This is a genomic window from Pseudomonas sp. 10S5, from assembly GCF_035019745.1.
Classification (GTDB): domain Bacteria; phylum Pseudomonadota; class Gammaproteobacteria; order Pseudomonadales; family Pseudomonadaceae; genus Aquipseudomonas.
On sequence record NZ_JASJVL010000001.1, the window covers coordinates 90,496 to 109,180 of the forward strand.

General features: G+C 55.2%; 17 protein-coding genes and 1 pseudogene. 17 read left to right on the top strand and 1 reads right to left on the bottom strand.

Going from position 1 to position 18,685, the window contains the following annotated elements:
- The first annotated feature begins 216 nt into the window (after window positions 1-216).
- From QN378_RS00385 to QN378_RS23450, 8 genes and pseudogenes are all read left to right on the top strand, one after another.
- A complete protein-coding gene (locus QN378_RS00385; RefSeq protein WP_322204248.1) occupies window positions 217-954 on the top strand; it encodes a FadR/GntR family transcriptional regulator in 738 nt (245 codons plus the stop codon).
- Window positions 955-1,012: 58 nt separating this feature from the next.
- A complete protein-coding gene (locus QN378_RS00390; RefSeq protein ID WP_322204246.1) occupies window positions 1,013-1,891 on the top strand; it encodes an SMP-30/gluconolactonase/LRE family protein in 879 nt (292 codons plus the stop codon).
- 209 nt (window positions 1,892-2,100) lie between these two features.
- The gene (locus QN378_RS00395; protein ID WP_322204244.1) at window positions 2,101-3,102 is read left to right on the top strand and encodes a substrate-binding domain-containing protein; all 1,002 of its coding nucleotides are present in this window, start codon (window positions 2,101-2,103) and stop codon (window positions 3,100-3,102) included.
- 93 nt (window positions 3,103-3,195) lie between these two features.
- Window positions 3,196-4,710 (top strand): L-arabinose ABC transporter ATP-binding protein AraG, encoded by a 1,515-nt coding sequence (gene araG, locus QN378_RS00400; protein ID WP_322204242.1) that lies wholly within the window; start codon window positions 3,196-3,198, stop codon window positions 4,708-4,710.
- A 42-nt stretch (window positions 4,711-4,752) separates the two neighbouring features.
- On the top strand, window positions 4,753-5,718 hold the full coding sequence (gene araH, locus QN378_RS00405) for an L-arabinose ABC transporter permease AraH (RefSeq protein ID WP_322204239.1): 966 nt from the start codon (window positions 4,753-4,755) through the stop codon (window positions 5,716-5,718).
- Window positions 5,719-5,981: 263 nt separating this feature from the next.
- A complete protein-coding gene (mrdA, locus tag QN378_RS00410; protein WP_322204237.1) occupies window positions 5,982-7,877 on the top strand; it encodes a penicillin-binding protein 2 in 1,896 nt (631 codons plus the stop codon).
- A gap of 256 nt (window positions 7,878-8,133) precedes the next feature.
- A pseudogene (locus QN378_RS23445) lies at window positions 8,134-9,168 on the top strand (cache domain-containing protein); the annotation flags it as partial.
- 93 nt (window positions 9,169-9,261) lie between these two features.
- On the top strand, window positions 9,262-10,026 hold the full coding sequence (locus tag QN378_RS23450) for a methyl-accepting chemotaxis protein (RefSeq protein WP_407074524.1): 765 nt from the start codon (window positions 9,262-9,264) through the stop codon (window positions 10,024-10,026).
- Window positions 10,027-10,128: 102 nt separating this feature from the next.
- Here the strand turns inward: QN378_RS23450 and QN378_RS00420 are convergent, their stop codons facing one another.
- Window positions 10,129-11,025, bottom strand: coding sequence for an alpha/beta hydrolase (locus QN378_RS00420; RefSeq protein ID WP_323546982.1), 897 nt, complete (start codon window positions 11,023-11,025; stop codon window positions 10,129-10,131).
- Window positions 11,026-11,257: 232 nt separating this feature from the next.
- Here QN378_RS00420 and phnC point away from each other — a divergent pair, with 232 nt between their 5' ends.
- From phnC to phnK, 9 genes are all read left to right on the top strand, one after another.
- Window positions 11,258-12,091: a phosphonate ABC transporter ATP-binding protein gene (gene phnC / locus QN378_RS00425; RefSeq protein ID WP_322206886.1), complete on the top strand. Its 834-nt coding sequence runs from the start codon at window positions 11,258-11,260 to the stop codon at window positions 12,089-12,091.
- A gap of 65 nt (window positions 12,092-12,156) precedes the next feature.
- Window positions 12,157-13,161 carry a phosphonate ABC transporter substrate-binding protein gene (gene phnD / locus QN378_RS00430; protein ID WP_323546984.1) on the top strand — a complete coding sequence of 335 codons (1,005 nt, stop codon included), beginning with the start codon at window positions 12,157-12,159 and terminating at the stop codon, window positions 13,159-13,161.
- A gap of 74 nt (window positions 13,162-13,235) precedes the next feature.
- On the top strand, window positions 13,236-14,024 hold the full coding sequence (phnE, locus tag QN378_RS00435) for a phosphonate ABC transporter, permease protein PhnE (protein WP_322204229.1): 789 nt from the start codon (window positions 13,236-13,238) through the stop codon (window positions 14,022-14,024).
- Between the two features lie 35 nt (window positions 14,025-14,059).
- Window positions 14,060-14,764 carry a phosphonate metabolism transcriptional regulator PhnF gene (gene phnF / locus QN378_RS00440; RefSeq protein ID WP_322204227.1) on the top strand — a complete coding sequence of 235 codons (705 nt, stop codon included), beginning with the start codon at window positions 14,060-14,062 and terminating at the stop codon, window positions 14,762-14,764.
- A gap of 39 nt (window positions 14,765-14,803) precedes the next feature.
- Window positions 14,804-15,259: a phosphonate C-P lyase system protein PhnG gene (phnG, locus tag QN378_RS00445; RefSeq protein WP_322204225.1), complete on the top strand. Its 456-nt coding sequence runs from the start codon at window positions 14,804-14,806 to the stop codon at window positions 15,257-15,259.
- Window positions 15,259-15,870 carry a phosphonate C-P lyase system protein PhnH gene (phnH, locus tag QN378_RS00450; RefSeq protein WP_323546985.1) on the top strand — a complete coding sequence of 204 codons (612 nt, stop codon included), beginning with the start codon at window positions 15,259-15,261 and terminating at the stop codon, window positions 15,868-15,870. The genes phnG and phnH overlap by 1 nt, the downstream gene beginning before the upstream one ends.
- Window positions 15,870-16,976: a carbon-phosphorus lyase complex subunit PhnI gene (locus QN378_RS00455; protein ID WP_323546986.1), complete on the top strand. Its 1,107-nt coding sequence runs from the start codon at window positions 15,870-15,872 to the stop codon at window positions 16,974-16,976. Before phnH ends, QN378_RS00455 begins: the two co-directional genes overlap by 1 nt.
- Complete coding sequence (locus tag QN378_RS00460) at window positions 16,973-17,848, top strand: alpha-D-ribose 1-methylphosphonate 5-phosphate C-P-lyase PhnJ (RefSeq protein ID WP_322204219.1); 876 nt, start codon at window positions 16,973-16,975, stop codon at window positions 17,846-17,848. The genes QN378_RS00455 and QN378_RS00460 overlap by 4 nt, the downstream gene beginning before the upstream one ends.
- A gap of 14 nt (window positions 17,849-17,862) precedes the next feature.
- Window positions 17,863-18,663, top strand: coding sequence for a phosphonate C-P lyase system protein PhnK (gene phnK / locus QN378_RS00465; protein ID WP_322206885.1), 801 nt, complete (start codon window positions 17,863-17,865; stop codon window positions 18,661-18,663).
- Window positions 18,664-18,685 lie beyond the last annotated feature (22 nt).

The following is an 18,685-nucleotide window of genomic DNA, read 5'->3' on the forward strand; positions in this document are numbered from 1 at the left end:
CCTATTGGTCAGACTATTCAGCTCTATAAAATCACTATTCGAGTTTTATAGCTCAAAAGACACCACTTGAAAAATCAATCGTAATACTATTTAGTGTTCGGCAGTGATCGATCTTACGTTAAGCGTCCATCGACAAAGCAGCATAGTCGTTTGACAGCTAATCGTATGATGATTAGCCTAAATTTGCGGAAGTAGCCGCAGACAGAGGCGCTGGGGATGAGCAGTAATTATCATGCGTCGACCGTGGATTGGCTGGGTACTTGGATTGCAGCGGGCCATGTTTTGCCAGGGCAAACCCTTAAAGTTGAAGCCGCGCTGTGTGAGGAATTGGGGGTCAGCCGCACGGTAATCCGCGAGGCCATCAAGACGCTGGTCGCCAAGGGTATTCTGGAAGTGGGGCCGAAAGTCGGGACCAGAGTGCTGCCGATACGCAGTTGGAATTTGTTTGATCCGCAGGTGGTAGGTTGGCTGGCAAAGAAAGGGTTGCCGGAAAACTTCGTCTTGGACCTGCTGGATTTGCGACGCACCATTGAACCAATGGCGGTGCGGTGGGCCTGTGAACGTGCAAGCCCGCAGCAGATTGTCGAAATCCTGCAGGCCTATCGCGCGCTGGAGGCTTCGTTGGATAACAAGGGGGAATACAACCGTGCCGACCAACGTTTCCATGAAGCAGTGCTGGCTGCCAGCCATAATCAATTCATCGAGCAAATGCTGCCGGCGTTAGGAACCTTGCTGGCAGTGTCGTTTGAGGTGACGTCAGCGGCGCCCCAGGAATTGGGTAAAACATTGCCGCTGCACAAGGAATTAGCTGACGCGATTGCCGCACGTGATGCCGCGCGGGGCGTTTGGGCGTGTATGAGCCTGATCGAGCAGGCCTCAGTGACTATTTCGCGGTATTACGCTGCGCATAAAAGCCCTGCGGAGCCTCAAACAGTTTTGATGGAGCCTAGCTGATTGATCGCTGAAGACGCTGTAAACGAAGCAGCAAAAAAAATAAGAATAAGGACAATTTATGCACTGGCTACCTGTGTCTGAAAAGCGCTTCAAACTGGCAGAAGGGCCTTTTTGGGACCGCGAGCATGAGGCTTTGTATTGGGTCGACATCGCGGGTTTTCTAGCCTGTCGCCTGAGCCATGGCCGCTACCACCAGTGGCGCTTCGCTGAACCGGTTTCGGCTTTTATCCCCTGCGAATCGGGCGATGCATTAGTCACCCTGGCCAGCGGCGTCTACCGCCTGGACCTTTGTTCCCCGTCGGATCAGCCGCACCTGACCTTATTCTGTTTAGTGGACCCTGTGGCGGGTAATCGCCCCAATGAAGCGCGTTGCGATGCGCAGGGGAGGTTATGGCTTGGTAGCATGCAAAATAACCTGGATGCCTATGGCGGTGACCTGCCGGTAATACGTCGCTCCGGCGGTCTGTTTCGCGTCGATCCAGACGCCAGCGTCACGCCCTTGCTTTCGGAGCAGGGTATCGTCAACACCTTGCTTTGGAACAGTGAAGCGACGGCAGTGTTCAGCGCCGACAGTCTTGATGGCGTGATCTATCGTTACTCTATTACGTCCGATGGCCGTTTGGGCGCGCGGTCCATCTGGGCTGCCGCACACTCTCGCGGTGACCCTGATGGTTCGGCCATGGATGTTGAAGGATACGTCTGGAACGCGCGATGGGATGGCCATTGTCTGATTCGTTTCGCCCCGGACGGCGCCATTGACCGAGTAGTGGAATTGCCCGTCAGCCACCCCACCAGTTGCGTCTTTGGCGGTCCGGACTTGTCTACGCTTTACGTCACCAGCGCGGCTCCGGCGTCGGCTAACGGTGTGCTTGCTGGTGCGCTGCTCATGGCTCAGGTCGGAGTGGCGGGTATGGCCTGTCATCGGTTTGCGGGTTAATGGGTGACCTCGTCATGGATGTCGGCAGGCTGATGGTTGAGCGCAGGTGACACTACGTTACCTTTGCTTCATTCATCTTATGATATGACTGTTTTATCGGTTTCTGGCTGTGACTTTTCTCAAGGGTCCAGTCTCCCCTTCGAGGGTCGGTAGCCGCTGCGCCAAAATCGTTCACGCTGTAGCTATTCAATAAAAATAAGGAGTTAGCTATGTTGAGTCGTCACGGGATTCGTTCCCTGTGCTGTGCCGCTGTCGCTACTGCAATAGTAGGACTCGGTTCCGCAGCATCTGCTGAAGAAGTCAAAATCGGTTTTTTGGTCAAACAGGCAGAAGAGCCTTGGTTTCAGACCGAATGGGCCTTCGCTGAAAAAGCCGGTAAAGAACACGGTTTTACGGTCATTAAAATCGCCGTCCCCGACGGTGAAAAAACCCTCTCTGCTATCGACAGTCTGGCCGCCAACGGTGCCAAAGGCTTCGTCATCTGCGCACCTGATGTAGGGCTGGGTAGCGCTATTGTCGCCAAGGCCAAGCGCAACGGCTTGAAAGTCATGACGGTCGATGACCGTTTTGTTGATGGCAATGGCAAGTTCATGGAAGACGTGCCGTACCTGGGCATGGCTGCGTTTGAGGTGGGCCAGAAACAGGGCAACGCGATGGCAGCCGAAGCGAAAAATCGCAACTGGGACTGGAAAGAAACCTACGCTGTGATTAACACCTACAACGAGTTGGACACCGGTAAGAAGCGCACGGACGGCTCGGTGGATGCGCTAACCAAAGCGGGCCTGCCTGCTGATCATGTTCTTTATACCGCGCAAAAAACCCTCGACGTTCCAGGCAGCATGGATGCCACCAATTCGGCACTGGTCAAACTGCCAAATACTGCGAAGAACCTGATCGTTGGCGGCATGAACGACAACACCGTTTTGGGTGGCGTACGGGCAACTGAAAGCGCTGGTTTCGATGCCAAACACGTAATTGGTATAGGTATCAACGGCACTGATGCCATCGACGAATTGAAGAAGCCAGAGAGTGGCTTCTTCGGCTCGATGCTGCCAAGCCCGGACAAAGAAGGCTATGGCACCGCGCTGTCGATGTATGAGTGGGTGACGACTGGCAAAGAACCGCCAAAATACACGGCGCTGGCCGATGTCACGCTGATTACGCGCGCCAACTTCAAAGACGTATTGACCAAAATCGGCCTCTATAAGTAAGCCGAGTCTGTTCTGTCCTGGCGCGCCTGGCTGTTCAGGCTGGCATCTGTAAGACCTCGTTCCGGCCGCCGGAGCGAGGTAAGAGGTGGTTTCATGTTGGAACAACAGCAAGCGGGCGAAAGTCTGCGGTTCAATGATATCGGCAAGGTTTTCCCGGGTGTGCGTGCGCTTTCTGAAATCAGTTTTGTCGCTCGGCCTCATCAAGTACATGCACTGATGGGCGAGAATGGCGCGGGCAAGTCAACGCTGTTGAAAATTCTCGGCGGTTCCTATCAGCCCAACAGCGGTAACTTGCAGATCGGTGACCGCACCATGCATTTCAAGTCGGCAGCGGACAGCATTGCTGGCGGTGTCGCGGTGATCCACCAGGAGTTGCAACTGGTTCCGGAAATGACCGTGGCAGAAAACCTGCTATTGGGTCATATGCCGTCGCGCTTCGGCGTTGTCAATCGACGCGCCATGTTGCGTCGGGCACGGGAATTGCTCACAGGCCTGGCGGATGAAATTGACCCATCAACCCGGCTCGGTGATTTGTCACTGGGGCAGCGGCAGTTGGTTGAAATCGCTAAAGCCATGTCGCACAACGCCCACGTCATCGCCTTTGATGAACCGACCAGCAGTTTGTCGGCGCGTGAAATCGAACGTTTGATGGCCATCATCGCCAAGCTGCGTGATGAAGGGCGGGTGATTTTGTATGTGTCGCACCGGATGGAAGAAATTTTCCGCATTTGCGACGCTGTCACGGTGTTCAAGGACGGCCGTTTCGTCCGCACCTTTGAACACATGAGCGACTTGAGCCATGACCAACTAGTGACCTGCATGGTGGGTCGCGATATTCAGGATATTTACGACTATCGGCCTCGGGAGCATCAAGGGACGGCGCTCCGGGTCAAAGGTCTGCTGGGCCATGGCTTGCAGGAGCCGGTTAGCTTTTCGGTGGACAAGGGCGAAATACTAGGCTTCTTTGGACTGGTCGGAGCGGGGCGCACCGAGCTGCTGCGTTTACTCTCAGGGCTGGCCCGCAGCAAAAGCGGCGAATTGCAGCTGGAAGGCAAGCCGTTGACGTTGAACTCGCCCCGCGATGCGATTGCCGCAGGCGTGCTGTTGTGCCCCGAAGACCGCAAAAAAGAAGGCATCGTGCCGCTGTCCAGTGTGGCCGAAAACATCAATATGGGCGCACGTCGCAACCACGCCACTTTGGGTTGCCTGATTCAGGGGCGTTGGGAAAGTGAAAACGCCGACAAACAAATTCGTGCTCTGAACATCAAAACCCCATCGCCCGACCAGCAGATAATCTATCTATCAGGTGGCAATCAGCAAAAGGTGATTTTGGGCCGTTGGTTGTCGATGCCGATGAAAGTATTGCTGCTTGATGAACCGACGCGCGGAATCGATATCGGGGCCAAAGCTGAAATTTACCAAATCATTCACAAGCTCGCTGCAAGCGGAATCGCAGTGATTGTCGTCTCCAGTGACTTGATGGAAGTTATGGGGATTTCCGACCGTATTTTGGTGATGAGCGAAGGGGCTATCACTGGCGAACTGTCTCGTGACCAAGCGGATGAGTCGCGGTTGTTGCAATTGGCACTTCCGCGCTCACGCGGGTAATTACTTATGTGGCTGACTAGAAAAAATATAAACGAGGTACATATGTCACAAGAAAATAGCCTGCCCGCTCCTCGACTACGACTGAATCTGCGTCGTTTTTTCGACGACTGGGTCATGCTTCTCGCTGCGCTGACCATCTTTGTGCTTTGTGCACTGTTCATCGATAACTTCATGTCGTCCTTAAACATGCGCGGCCTAGGGTTGGCGGTGTCCACCGTCGGGATCGCCGCGTGCACCATGTTGTTTTGCCTGGCATCCGGACATTTTGACTTGTCGGTAGGGTCGGTCATTGCCTGTGCGGGGGTGGTAGCGGGTTTGGTTATTCGCGACACCAACAGCGTATTCCTGGGCGTTTGCGCGGCCCTCGCCATGGGCTTGGTGGTGGGATTGGTTAACGGCATTGTGATCGCCAAATTGCGCATAAATGCGCTGATTGCGACGTTGGCAACCATGCAAATCGTACGCGGCTTGGCTTACATCTTCTCCAACGGTAAAGCGGTGGGAGTGATGAATGAGGGTTTTTTCGTTTTTGGTAATGGCCAAATCTATGGGGTTCCGGTGCCGATTGTGATCACCGTGTTGTGCTTCTTGTTCTTTGGTTGGCTGCTGAATTACACCACCTACGGGCGCAACACCATGGCCATTGGGGGTAATCAGGAAGCTGCGCTGCTCGCTGGCGTACACGTTGATCGAACCAAAATCATCATCTTCGCGGTGCATGGTTTAATCGGTGCGTTGGCCGGGGTGGTATTGGCTTCGCGCATGACCTCCGGTCAACCGATGATTGGTCAAGGCTTTGAGCTGACGGTGATTTCGGCATGCGTGCTGGGCGGGGTGTCCCTGAGCGGCGGCATTGGCATGATTCGGCATGTCATCGCCGGGGTGCTGATTCTTGCGATCATCGAAAATGCAATGAACTTGAAGAACATCGACACCTTTTATCAATACGTCATTCGCGGAACGATTCTGCTGATCGCAGTGATCATCGACCGAATGAAACGGCGCTGATCTTAAACTTCAGATTTCATTTGCAAGCACGGATTTAAAATACGGTTTAACTCCTACAATCCTCGCGTGGGCATTCGCGCCACACCCTACCGTTCCTGCATCCGTAACCGTGCGTGTAAACCAAAAAACTACGATGGTTTACACGCTGGCGCACCACGTCCAAAGGATACGTCCGGCAGATGAATCTATATTGGTCCGTACTTCTTGGTATCGTGCGTCACAATTTGTGATAAATGCCCCTTTTTATACGAGAAGCTGTAGCAATGCCCGATCCGATTCCTTTAAAAGACCATGAGAAAGAAACGCAGCTGGTCAATAAAAGATTGGCGGCCTGTGGTCTGTTAGTCACCATTTTGAGCTGCATTCTGGTCGGCAGAATGTACTTTCTCCAAGTCACCGAATTCGCCTACCACTCAACCATTTCCGAAAACAACCGGGTTCATGTGCTGCCGATCACCCCAGAGCGGGGCGTCATCTACGACCGTAACGGTACTGTGCTGGCCGACAACCGACCGAGTTTCAACCTGATCATGACCCGTGAGCGTTCCGGGGATTGGAGTCAGGTATTGGACTCGCTGATCAGTATTCTCAGCTTGCCGGAAGAAGACCGCATTCTGTTCGACAAAGACCTGAAGCAGGCGCGCCACCATTTTGATCCGGTGACACTGCTGTATGAGTTGACCGAAGAGCAAATAGCGTTAGTTGCCGTCAACCAATTCCGGCTGCCAGGTATAGACGTCGAGCCGCAGTTCGTTCGGCATTATCCGTTTGGCGAGCATTTTGCCCACTCGATTGGTTACGTGGGCCGGATCAACGAAAAAGAATCCAAACAACTGGATTCTGTTGAATACCGAGGCACTCAATCCATCGGTAAGACCGGTATTGAAAAATTCTACGAGTCTGAGCTGCACGGGCGAGTGGGCTATGAAGAAGTCGAGACCAATGCCCAAGGCCGGGTGCTGCGCGTGCTTAAACACACGGACCCGATCCCCGGCAAAAATATTGTTTTGAGCCTGGACGTGCATTTGCAAGAAGCCGCCGAAGAGGCGTTGGGCGATCGCCGTGGATCGGTGGTGGCACTGGAACCTGAGACCGGCGAGGTGCTGGCGATGGTCAGCAAGCCTAGTTTCGATCCGAATCTGTTCGTCACCGGTATCAGTTTCAAGGAATACGCAGCGCTGCGCGATTCGGTTGACCGGCCGTTGTTCAACCGTGTGCTGCGCGGTTTGTATGCCCCAGGTTCGACGATTAAACCTGAGGTGGCCATTGCCGGACTCGATAGCGGTGTAATAACGCCACAGGCTCGAGTGTTTGACCCCGGATATTTCCAGCTACCGGATTACGACCATAAATACCGTAATTGGAACCACAGCGGGGATGGCTGGGTGGATATGGATGTGGCGATCATGCGCTCCAATGACACCTACTTTTATACCTTGGCTCACAAGCTTGGCATCGATCGGATGCATGACTACATGACAATGTTTGGCCTTGGACAGAAGGTCTCACTGGACATGTTCGAAGAAGCGCCGGGCTTGATGCCGTCCCGTGAATGGAAACGGGCTACTCGACGACAAGTTTGGTTTCCCGGTGAAACGGTCATTCTTGGTATCGGACAGGGCTATATGCAGGTCACTCCTTTGCAATTGGCTCAGGCCACCTCGCTCATCGCTAACAAAGGCGTATGGATCCGCCCGCACTTGGCGAAAACCGTGGGCGGCGTAATGCCGATTGACGAGCACCCGATGCCCAATATCGTCCTGCACAATAGTGCCGATTGGGAGCAGGTCAATCACGGTATGCAGATGGTGATGCACGATCCACGAGGCATCGCCCGTGCGGCGGCCGTGGGTGTGCAATATCGAATTGCTGGTAAAAGCGGTACAGCGCAAGTGGTTGCGATCAAACAGGGTGAGCGTTACAACCGCTTGAAGACTCTGGAACGTAACCGTGACAATGCCTTGTTCGTCGGTTTCGCCCCCGCTGAAAAACCGAAAATAGTGGTCTCGGTGATGATTGAAAACGGTGAGGCCGGGGGCCGTGTTGCGGGGCCCGTGGTGCGCCAAATCCTGGACGCCTGGTTGCTCGACAAAGACGGCAAGCTGAAACCGCAATATGCAGTTCCAGCCGTCAAACCGCCCAATGATCCGCACGTTTGAGGCGTGCTAAATCCTACGTGGCGCATTGAATTATTCACTCTCGACCGTCTTTCACATGGTCTGCACCGTATCCGTTTGAAGTGATTGCAAGGACGGTGTTGGTCGCGCCAAAGCACCCTCTGTGAATGAACCTCTTGGGAACGACGATTACTCTTCCTTTTGTTGACATAAAGCCGTACAACGCTGCATCGCAATCTCCGTGTGCGCATGGTTTGTGCGCTCGCCATTGCTGTCTTTTATGCCGGATACGTTTCGTATGATCAAAAATTTGGGCTTCAGCAAGAAAATTCTGCTGGCCGCCACGTTAATTATCGTGGTCGCCTTTTCCGCTTTCATTGTCGTGAACGACTTCCGACAACGCGAAACGCTGAAGGCCAATGTGTTTTTGGAACTGCAACAGCTGGGCAATCTAACCACCCACAACATTCAGACTTGGCTGGAAAGCCGGACCCAGCTGCTGCAATCCATGGCGCAACAAATTGCCGTCGATGGCACTGCGACGCCTACTCTTCAGCGCGCGGTGGGTCTGCCTGCGTATGCCGACAACTTCCAGTTAAGTTATTTCGGTTCCAGTGACGGCGTAATGTTTTCAGTTCCTGCGGGCAATCGCGCGAGTGATTACGATCCGCGCCAGCGCGGTTGGTATAAGGCGGCGGTGAGTGCTCAAAGCACTATTGTGACCGAACCCTACATCGCGGCATCTTCTGGCAAGTTGGTCGTCACCTTGGCGTTACCGGTCAAGCATGACAACCAGTTCGTCGGTGTAGCAGGCGCCGATATCGCGCTGGATAGCATCAGTAGCACTATCAACGCCCTGAACTTTGGCGGTCATGGTTATGCTTTCATCGTCAGTGGCGACGGCAAGATATTGATTCACCCCGACAGCAAGTTGGTATTGAAGAATCTTAGCGATGCGTACCCCGTCGGCACCCCGAAAATCGCGCCGGGAGTGGTCGAGGTCACAGCGCAAGGCAAGTCTGAATTTATCTCGTTCACCCACGTTGAGGGCCTGTCGTCGGCGAACTGGTATGTAGCGCTGGTGCTCGATCAAGACGCCGCATATTCGATGCTCAGTGAGTTTCGCACCTCCGCACTGACGGCAATGATCATCATTGTGGTTGTGGTGGTGTTATTGCTGGGCTTTTTGATCCGGGTGCTGATGCAACCGTTGCATCAAATGGGTCGCGCCATGCGCGACATTGCAGACGGAGAAGGTGATTTGACCAAACGTTTAGCCATCGAGGCTCAGGATGAGTTCGGCGCGCTGGCGGAGTCGTTCAACCACTTTGTCGGACGCATCCATGGTTCTATTCGAGAAGTGGCGGGTACGGCTGCGCATCTCAGTGAAGTCGCTGCGCGCGTGGTCTGTGCGTCGAACTCGTCGATGGTCAACTCGGACGAACAAGCCAATCGAACCAGCAGTGTTGCCGCCGCCATCAACGAGCTAGGGGCCGCCGCGCAGGAAATTGCGCAAAACGCAGCCTTGGCTTCTCAGCATTCCAGCGACGCCAGTCAGCTCGCTGGCGACGGTCAGAAGGTAGTGCAGCAGACAATACAGGCAATGAACTTGCTGTCAGTCAACATCAGCGAGTCTTGCAACACCATCGAAAGCTTGAACGACAAGACAGTTAACATCGGGCAGATTCTTGAGGTGATCACCAGCATCTCCCAGCAAACTAATTTGCTGGCGTTAAACGCGGCCATCGAGGCGGCGAGGGCAGGTGAAGCAGGTCGTGGATTTGCTGTGGTCGCTGACGAAGTGCGGAATTTGGCGCACCGTACGCAAGATTCGGCGCAGCAAGTGCAGAAGATGATTGAAGAGCTGCAAGTCGGCGCACGGCAGGCCGTGGTGACTATGACTGAAAGCCAGCGTCAGAGTGAAACCAGCGTTACCATCGCCAACCAAGCCGGTGACCGGTTGAGCAGCGTGACGGGGCGCATTAGTGAGATCGACGGCATGAACCAGTCGGTGGCGACTGCGACTGAAGAGCAGACCGCCGTAGTGGAGTCGATCAATATTGATATTTCCCAAATCAACACACTGAATCAAGCCGGGGTCGATAACTTGAAATCGACGCTGGAGGCGTGCGCTGATTTGGAGCAGCAAGCAACGAAGTTGCAGCATTTGGTCGGGACATTTCGGATCTGATAGCCCGCTTCGTTTGCTCGCGTCAGGGGCAAGGCTTCCAGAATAAATTCGGTACCACGAAGAATCGCGGTTTATCAGTGGGACCGAACTTGTTCGAGACAGCTATTTCAACCCCGCCGCCATTCTGAGTGCCGGATAAAGGGCGGCATTAAACATTTGGCCATGGGCCAGCCCCTCAAACTCTTTGTAGTTCGCTGTCATCCCAGGCAACGTCGCCAAGTGCTCAGCAACCTGTTGATTAGCGTCTGCGGGCACGGCTGCCATGGCTTTTCTTCGCTCCAACGATCCGCCATCGAACGAGGCCACCGGCGGACGCCCTTCTTTTGAACCGCGCATTATCACTACCCGCTGTTTTGAATCCTGGGCGACCCCCGCAAACCCGATACCTTTAGCGTAGGTTTGCGGTTGATACCAGAGCGAAGGACTGGCCGCAAACCAGGTTTGAAACGCCCCCTGCTGTTCAAACAGCGCATACAGCACAAACAATCCACCAAACGAATGCCCCCACAGCATCTGCTGCAGGTGATTGATAGATTGCTGTTTTTCAACCAGCGGTTTGATTTGCGTGATCAGGGTTTTCAAAAAGTCTGCCGAACGGGTCCCAGTGTAATCCCGGGTTCGCAGGTCCATGTCATAGCGTCCCTGAATGTCATACCCGACCATCACCAGCAGCGGCGGATTGCCCGCATCCAGTTCGCTGAACCAATCGTCACGTAGTTCAGCCATGACGTTATTGCCGTCCAGTAAATAGACCACCGGATAACCCGCTGCCGGTGGCGCGCGTCGGGGGATGGCCAGCTCCAGGCGGTAGCGGCGTTTGCCGTCAATAGAATCGAGGTGCAATCGCTCGAACCGATAATAAGCAGAACCGCGATCCGCTAACGTCGGTTCGGAGGCTGACTGCGCAGGCGGTTGGTGCATGGAAACGGCCTGTGCGATCAAAGGGAAAACACCCAGTAACATAACCAACAGAACATTGAAACGCGGCGCGGTGTACATGTGGCTAACTCTCCAATTCCGACAAAAAGCCCGTACGCCGGGCCTTACAGCACCATACGCTGATCGGCAGTCACGGGCTCAGCACGCCGTTATCGGGGCCAATCTCAAACCGTAAGCCAACCGTTACCGTACTGTCATTTTCAGTTAATGGGACTGAAACACAGGCTCTCTAATGTCTGACGCACTCGAACGCAGTCCTGCAAAGGCTGTTCACCCGGACAGAGAGAAGCCAATGAAAGCCGCTATCCATGTCGACCGTCTGAACAAGACTTTTGCTCGCAAGACCGCGTTGATCGATCTTGCGTTGTCTATACAACCCGGTGAAATGGTCGCGCTGATCGGTGCTTCTGGTTCCGGTAAGTCCACGCTATTGCGCCACATGGCGGGGCTCGCCCGATGTGACAAACACAATGGCGGCAGCGTTCAGGTTTTGGGGCGTGAAGTGCAGGCATGCGGACGCTTGAACGGTAATGTCCGTCGGCTGCGCTCTGATATTGGCTACATCTTCCAGCAGTTCAATCTGGTTAATCGTCTAAGCGTATTGGACAACGTGTTGCTTGGCTGCCTGGGTCGCATGCCCGGCTGGCGCGGTAATCTAGGGCTTTTCAGCGCTGAGGAAAAACAACGGGCAATGGAGTCTCTGGACCGCGTAGGTTTAGCCGATTTTGCCGATCAGCGCGCCTCTACCTTATCGGGCGGCCAGCAGCAACGGGTGGCAATCGCCCGGGCGCTGACCCAGCGTGCTGAAGTTATTTTGGCCGACGAACCGATTGCCTCGCTGGACCCCGAATCAGCCCGAAACGTCATGGAAATCCTCGCCGACATCAACCGTCGCGACGGCAAAACTGTGGTTGTCACCTTGCATCAAGTGGATTACGCCGTGCGTTATTGCCAGCGCGCCGTGGCACTTAAAGGTGGCCGAATCCATTTCGATGGCGCCGCCGAGGCCCTCAGTACCGAGTTTCTCAACGGCCTGTACGGCGCAGACCTGGACACCAGTCTGTTGTTCTCCGACAAGGCGCGCAATGCCGAAAAATCGCCACAGCTGGTCCTTGCCCGAACTTGATTGGGGTTTGGAAATGTTGCCGTTCAAACCATCCCACTGACTATTTCTCTCTCAGGAACCTGCCCATGTTGAATCGTATCGGTCGCGTTTTCGCGTTTACCGCTTTGTTGGCAACCTTCTGTCTGGGCACTGCTCAGGCGGAAGAGAAAGTCATCAATTTCGGCCTTATGTCCACCGAGTCATCGACCAACCTCAAGAGCATCTGGCAACCGTTTCTCGACGATATGTCGAAAAAAACCGGCCAGAAAGTCAACGCCACCTTCGCTTCTGACTACGCCGGTTTGATTCAGGGTATGCGCTTTAATAAGGTCGATATCGCCTGGTTGGGCAATAAGGGTGCGATGGAAGCTGTCGATCGTTCCAATGGTGAAATCTTCGCCCAGACCGCCGCTGCCAATGGTGCCGCCGGTTACTGGAGCCTGTTGATTGTGCGAAAGGACAGCCCGATAAATTCCGTTGAAGACATGTTGAAAAATGCCAAAAACCTGACCTTTGGTAACGGCGATCCGAATTCGACTTCAGGCTATTTGGTCCCGGGTTATTACGTCTTCGCCAAGAACCATGTGAATGCGGCCACTGCGTTTAAACGTACCTTGAATTCAAGCCACGAAGTGAATGCCCTGAGCGTGGTTAAAGGCCAGCTGGATGTCGCGACCTTCAACACCGAAAGCTGGGACCGTCTGGCTGTTACGCAGCCGGACAAGACCGCGATGCTCAAAGTGATCTGGAAATCACCTTTGATTCCGGCCGATCCAATGGTCTGGAGCAAAAGTCTGCCTGATGCCGATAAAGCCAAAATCCGTGAATTTTTCGCTACCTATGGCGATACCGATCACGAGAAGGCGGTTCTTAAAGACATGCAGTTGGGCAAGTTCCTACCGTCTTCTGATGACCAACTGCTGCCGATTCGTCAGCTTGAGTTGTTCAAACAACGCAACGAAGTCGTCGCCAGTACCACGCTGAACGACAAGGAAAAAACTGAACGTTTGAAGGACATCGACAGCGGCTTGGCCAAATTGCAACAGCGCATGACTGAGCTCGACAAGAAAAACACTGCAAGCGCCGGTTAATTGCGGCTGACCCGACCGCCAGGGAAGGCGTCGCGTGTCGCTGCCTTTGAATATTTAATGTTCGAGAGCTTTTTATGACTACCCATGCCGCATACGTCGACGCCGTCGGCAAACGCACTTGGTCGCGCTACATAGGGTGGGGCTTGGTCCTCGCTTTGTTGGTTTGGTCCTGGCACGGCGCCGAAATGAACCCGCTGGCGCTGTACCGTGATTCCGGAAACATGGCGACGTTCGCTGCCGACTTTTTTCCGCCGGACTTTCATGAATGGCGTTCTTACCTGAGGGAAATGCTGGTTACGGTGCAAATCGCTGTGTGGGGCACCGTACTGGCGATCATCTGCTCGGTGCCGCTGGGCATTCTCTGCGCTGAGAACATTACGCCGTGGTGGGTTCATCAGCCGGTGCGCCGGGTGATGGACGCGTTCCGATCAATCAATGAGATGGTGTTCGCCATGTTGTTCGTAGTGGCTGTCGGTCTTGGCCCCTTTGCGGGTGTGCTGGCGTTGTGGATCGGTACCACCGGCGTGCTTGCCAAGCTGTTCGCTGAAGCGGTTGAAGCCATCGATCCCGGCCCTGTTGAAGGTGTGCGGGCTACCGGTGCCAGCGCGTTGCAAGAAGTCATCTATGGGGTTATCCCGCAGGTATTGCCACTGTGGATTTCATACGCGTTGTATCGCTTCGAGTCCAATGTACGTTCGGCGACGGTGGTGGGGATGGTCGGGGCCGGGGGAATCGGCGTGATTCTTTGGGAGAACATTCGCTCATTTCAGTTCACCCAAACTTGCGCTGTGTTGCTGATCATTATTCTCGTGGTAAGCGTGATCGACATCCTGTCGCAGCGCCTGCGCAAACAGTTCATCTAACGAAGAGGGTGCGCCTGGCGGCGCTTTTTTTAATCATGCACTTGTCTAGACGAGTTGAACCGGTTTACCGCGAGCTAGCGGACACCTTACGCAGGGAACTTGACGACTATCAGCCAGGGGAATACCTGCCAGCAGAAATTCGCTTGGCTGCGCGTTTTTCAGTCAATCGCCACACCGTACGGCGTGCCATTGACGAATTGGTGTTGGAGGGCAGCTTGCTGCGGCAACAAGGCAAAGGTACGCAGGTGTTGGAACGTCGATTGATTTACCCAATGGCTGCCGAAAGCGCCTATAGCCAATCGGTTTCCGCCTTGGGCCATGGCGTCGAAGCGCGTTTATTGCAGCGCCGGATCTGCCTGGCCAATCGCGATGAGGTTACGCATTTAGGACTGGCTGATCAGGCACCGCTCATCGAGCTGCAGACCTTGCGTTTGGTCGACGGTCAGCCGGTGAGCTTGATTCGTCACCGTTATTGCGCCAGCCGCAGTGATCTATTAGCAACCTACTGCGGCGGTTCACTACGGAAATTTTTTGCTGAACATGATCTACCGTTGACCCGTACTTTCAGTCTGATCGGCGCCCGCCTGCCGAGCCGTGAAGAGGCGGGTTTGTTATTGATGCCTCGACACTTGCCGGTGCTCAGCGTCCTGACCCTTTCCCGTGATAACTCCGGCCAGCCGGTGGAGCTCTCACAATCCACCAGCCGTTCAGACCGTTTTCAGTATCAAGTCTTGACCTGATAAAGAGTTCAAATGAAGAGCCAAATGGAGATGTCGAAAATGAATCCCGCTCCTCTAGCCATGACCACTGCCCGTCAACAGTGGATCAGCGTGCTGGCCCACGCCCAACGTGTCGATTTAAACCTTCACGAAACGGCCTTGCGTGACACCGAATATCAACTGATTCGTGCTCCCGAAATTGGTATGACTCTGGTCCGTGGTCGCATGGGCGGCACGGGTGCGCCATTCAACGTCGGTGAGATGACTGTCACCCGTTGCGTAGTGCGTCTAGCGGATGGCCGCACCGGTTTCAGCTACGTCGCAGGGCGCGACAAGGTACATGCCGAACTGGCCGCGCTGGCCGATGCGCATTTGCAGGGCTCGCAACAGGCGCGCTGGTTATGTGAGTTGATAGAACCTCTGGCTAAAGTGCACGCCACTCGCCGCGCCGCCAAAGAGGCCGAAACCGCTGCCACTAAGGTTGAATTCTTCACCCTGGTGCGAGGAGAAGACTGATGAACGCAACCCTATTGCAACCGGCGTTCGCCGACTCCGTGCTGGACTCCGTGCGCAGTTTTCGTTCAGCGCTCAAGGCCCTGGCCGGCCCCGGCGTTGTTCAGCCAATGAATGCTCCGCCGCTGGAAGGCCTGGCGCCGGCCAGTTACGCGCTGTGCCTGGCATTGCTGGATGTGGACACCCCGTTATGGCTCGCCCCGGCTTTCGATACCCCGATCATTCGCGCGAACCTGACCTTTCACTGCGGCTGCCCGATTGTCGGCACCCGCGAGCAGGCGCGCTTTGCCTTGCTCGACGACAGCGAATTGGGTGACCTGCGTGGTTTTGAGTTGGGCAACGATCGTTATCCGGATCAGTCCTGCACGCTTTTTATTCAGCTGCAACAGTTGGATGGCGGACGCCACCTGACTTGGCGCGGCCCTGGTATTCAAAGCGAAAACCAAGTGGCGTTGCCATTGGCTGACGGCTTCTGGGGCGAACGTGACGCCCGTAATGATTTCCCACGTGGATTGGACGCGTTCTTCCTCGCGGGCAACAGCGTTATTGGCCTGCCGCGAAGCACCCGTGTCAGCGTGGCGCAAACCGATACTGTGACCGGGGAGGTTGCCTAATGTACGTAGCCGTCAAAGGTGGCGAACAGGCCATCGACAACGCCCATCGTCTGTTGGCAAAAAGACGCCGGGGCGACACCTCGATTGCTGAAGTGGCCGTTGAACAAATTCGTCAGCAATTGCCTCTGGCCGTTGCTCGGGTCATGAGCGAAGGCTCGCTCTATGACGAACAACTGGCGGCGTTGGCGATCAAGCAGGCGGCCGGGGATCTGGTTGAAGCGATCTTCCTGCTGCGCGCCTATCGAACCACGCTGCCACGCTTCACCGGCAGCCTGCCGATTGATACCTCGGACATGCAATTGAGCCGTCGTTTATCGGCAACTTTCAAGGATGTGCCAGGCGGACAGTTGCTCGGCCCAACCTTTGATTACACCCATCGTCTGCTCGACTTTGCCTTATTGGCGGAAGGTGAACATCCGGGGCCAAAACTGGAAGACGGGGCACGTTTGGACCCTTGTCCACGGGTACTGGGGTTACTGGCCAACCAAGGCTTGGTGAAGAACGAAACCGGTAGTGACGAAGCGATTGCTGATATCACCCGTAACCCTATGGAGTTTCCGTCCAGCCGTGCCCAGCGCTTGCAGGCGTTGGCCCGTGGTGACGAAGGTTTTTTGTTGGCACTGGGCTATTCCACACAACGTGGTTACGGTCGTAATCATCCATTCGCCGGAGAAATTCGCATCGGCGAGGTCGAGGTTTGGATAGACCCTGAAGAGTTGGGCTTTCCCATCAACATCGGCAGTATCGAAATCACCGAGTGCGAGATGGTCAATCAGTTTGTCGGTTCGGCCACGGAGTTGCCCCAATTCACTCGCGGTTATGGCCTGACGTTTGGCCAAGCCGAGCGTAAGGCTATGGGGATGGCGCTGGTGGACCGTTCGCTACGCGCTGCAGAGTTCAACGAAGAAATAGAGTCACCGGCGCAGCAGGAGGAGTTTGTGCTTAGCCATTGCGACAACGTCGAAGCGGCTGGTTTTGTCTCTCACTTGAAACTGCCGCATTACGTCGACTTTCAATCCGAACTCGAACTGATCCGCAAACTGCGCAAGCCTGCAGCAGTTGCACTCACCGTAGGCAAAACCGGCGTCCAGGAGAATCAGCGATGAGCAGCCATACCGACGTCCGCCCGGCGCGGGACGAGGCTTACAACTTTGCTTACCTGGATGAGCAAACCAAACGCATGATCCGCCGTGGGCTACTCAAGGCCGTAGCTATTCCGGGTTATCAGGTGCCATTTGGCGGCCGTGAGATGCCGCTGCCTTATGGGTGGGGCACGGGCGGGATGCAATTGACCGCAGCGATTCTTGACACCGATGACGTGCTTAAAGTAATCGACCAAGGGGCGGATGACACAACTAACGCGGTCTCGATTCGGCGTTTTTTTGCCCGTACAGCGGGAATTGCCACCACTGAGCGCACGCAGGAAGCAACGGTGATTCAGACACGTCACCGAATTCCGGAAATGCCGCTGCACCTCGATCAAATCCTGGTGTATCAAGTGCCAATCCCGGAACCGCTGCGTTTTATCGAGCCATCGGAAACCGAGACCCGGACGATGCACGCACTCAACGATTATGGGGTGATGCACGTAAAGCTGTACGAAGACATCGCCACCTTCGGCCATATCGCCACCAGCTATGCCTACCCGGTGATGGTCGATGAGCGCTACGTGATGGACCCGTCGCCGATTCCGAAATTCGACAACCCGAAGCTCCACATGAGTCCAGCACTGATGCTGTTCGGTGCAGGGCGGGAAAAGCGCCTGTACGCTGTCCCGCCATACACCAACGTGGTGAGCCTGGACTTCGAAGACCACCCTTTCGAAATACAGAAATGGGATGAATGCTGCGCGATCTGCGGCAGCCGCGATTCCTACCTCGATGAGTTGATCCTCGACGACGCAGGCACCCAAAGCTTCGTCTGTTCGGACACCGATTATTGCGCTCAACGCAGCCGTGAACAGGAGTCTGGCCGATGAACAGCCCTGCGAAAATGCCTCAACACGACCGTCAGGCCGACCGTGCGCAACCGCTGCTTAAAGTCCGTGGTTTGTCGTTTTTGTATGGCCCGGATAAGGGCTGTCAGGGTGTTGATTTCGACTTATATCCCGGTGAAGTGTTGGGGATTGTCGGCGAGTCCGGCTCGGGTAAATCGACCTTGTTGTCGTTGCTAAGCGGCCGTTGCCCGCCAGACAGTGGCGCCATCGCTTATCGGCGCAAAGAAGGCGACTGGTTAGACCTCTATAGCGCCAGCGAAGCCGAACGCCGCACGTTGCTGCGCACCGAATGGGGCTTTGTCGAGCAAAGCCCGCGTGACGGTCTGCGAATGGGTGTCTCGGCTGGCGCCAACATTGGTGAGCGCCTGATGGCCCAAGGCGTTCGCAACTACGGCGAGCTGCGGGCGGCCGGAATCGACTGGCTGAGCCAGGTTGAAATTGACCCTCTGCGCATTGACGATCTGCCACGGGCCTTTTCCGGCGGCATGCAACAACGCTTGCAGATCGCTCGCAATCTCGTTTCTGGTCCGCGTCTGGTGTTCATGGATGAGCCAACCGGCGGCCTTGATGTGTCGGTGCAGGCGCGTTTGCTCGACCTATTGCGCGGTCTGGTGCGCGAGTTGGATCTGGCTGTGGTGATCGTCACCCACGATTTGGCGGTGGCTCGACTGTTGGCGGATCGGTTGATGGTGATGCGTCGTTCACGCGTCGTGGAATCGGGTCTGACAGACCAGATCCTAGACGATCCGCAGCACCCTTATTCGCAGCTGCTGGTGTCGTCGGTGCTGCAACCGTAATTTAACTGGCGACTGGTCAGCA

Bases quoted from the DNA above. Each gene is read 5' to 3' on its own strand.
- phnG (WP_322204225.1), top strand. From the start codon at position 14,804: ATGAATCCCGCTCCTCTAGCCATGACCACTGCCCGTCAACAGTGGATC.
- QN378_RS00395 (WP_322204244.1), top strand. From the start codon at position 2,101: ATGTTGAGTCGTCACGGGATTCGTTCCCTGTGCTGTGCCGCTGTCGCT.
- QN378_RS00460 (WP_322204219.1), top strand. From the start codon at position 16,973: ATGAGCAGCCATACCGACGTCCGCCCGGCGCGGGACGAGGCTTACAAC.
- phnF (WP_322204227.1), top strand. From the start codon at position 14,060: ATGCACTTGTCTAGACGAGTTGAACCGGTTTACCGCGAGCTAGCGGAC.
- mrdA (WP_322204237.1), top strand. From the start codon at position 5,982: ATGCCCGATCCGATTCCTTTAAAAGACCATGAGAAAGAAACGCAGCTG.
- araH (WP_322204239.1), top strand. From the start codon at position 4,753: ATGTCACAAGAAAATAGCCTGCCCGCTCCTCGACTACGACTGAATCTG.
- phnH (WP_323546985.1), top strand. From the start codon at position 15,259: ATGAACGCAACCCTATTGCAACCGGCGTTCGCCGACTCCGTGCTGGAC.
- phnD (WP_323546984.1), top strand. From the start codon at position 12,157: ATGTTGAATCGTATCGGTCGCGTTTTCGCGTTTACCGCTTTGTTGGCA.
- QN378_RS00385 (WP_322204248.1), top strand. From the start codon at position 217: ATGAGCAGTAATTATCATGCGTCGACCGTGGATTGGCTGGGTACTTGG.
- QN378_RS00455 (WP_323546986.1), top strand. From the start codon at position 15,870: ATGTACGTAGCCGTCAAAGGTGGCGAACAGGCCATCGACAACGCCCAT.
- phnK (WP_322206885.1), top strand. From the start codon at position 17,863: ATGCCTCAACACGACCGTCAGGCCGACCGTGCGCAACCGCTGCTTAAA.
- QN378_RS00420 (WP_323546982.1), bottom strand. From the start codon at position 11,025: ATGTACACCGCGCCGCGTTTCAATGTTCTGTTGGTTATGTTACTGGGT.
- QN378_RS00390 (WP_322204246.1), top strand. From the start codon at position 1,013: ATGCACTGGCTACCTGTGTCTGAAAAGCGCTTCAAACTGGCAGAAGGG.
- phnE (WP_322204229.1), top strand. From the start codon at position 13,236: ATGACTACCCATGCCGCATACGTCGACGCCGTCGGCAAACGCACTTGG.
- araG (WP_322204242.1), top strand. From the start codon at position 3,196: ATGTTGGAACAACAGCAAGCGGGCGAAAGTCTGCGGTTCAATGATATC.
- phnC (WP_322206886.1), top strand. From the start codon at position 11,258: ATGAAAGCCGCTATCCATGTCGACCGTCTGAACAAGACTTTTGCTCGC.
- QN378_RS23450 (WP_407074524.1), top strand. From the start codon at position 9,262: ATGGTCAACTCGGACGAACAAGCCAATCGAACCAGCAGTGTTGCCGCC.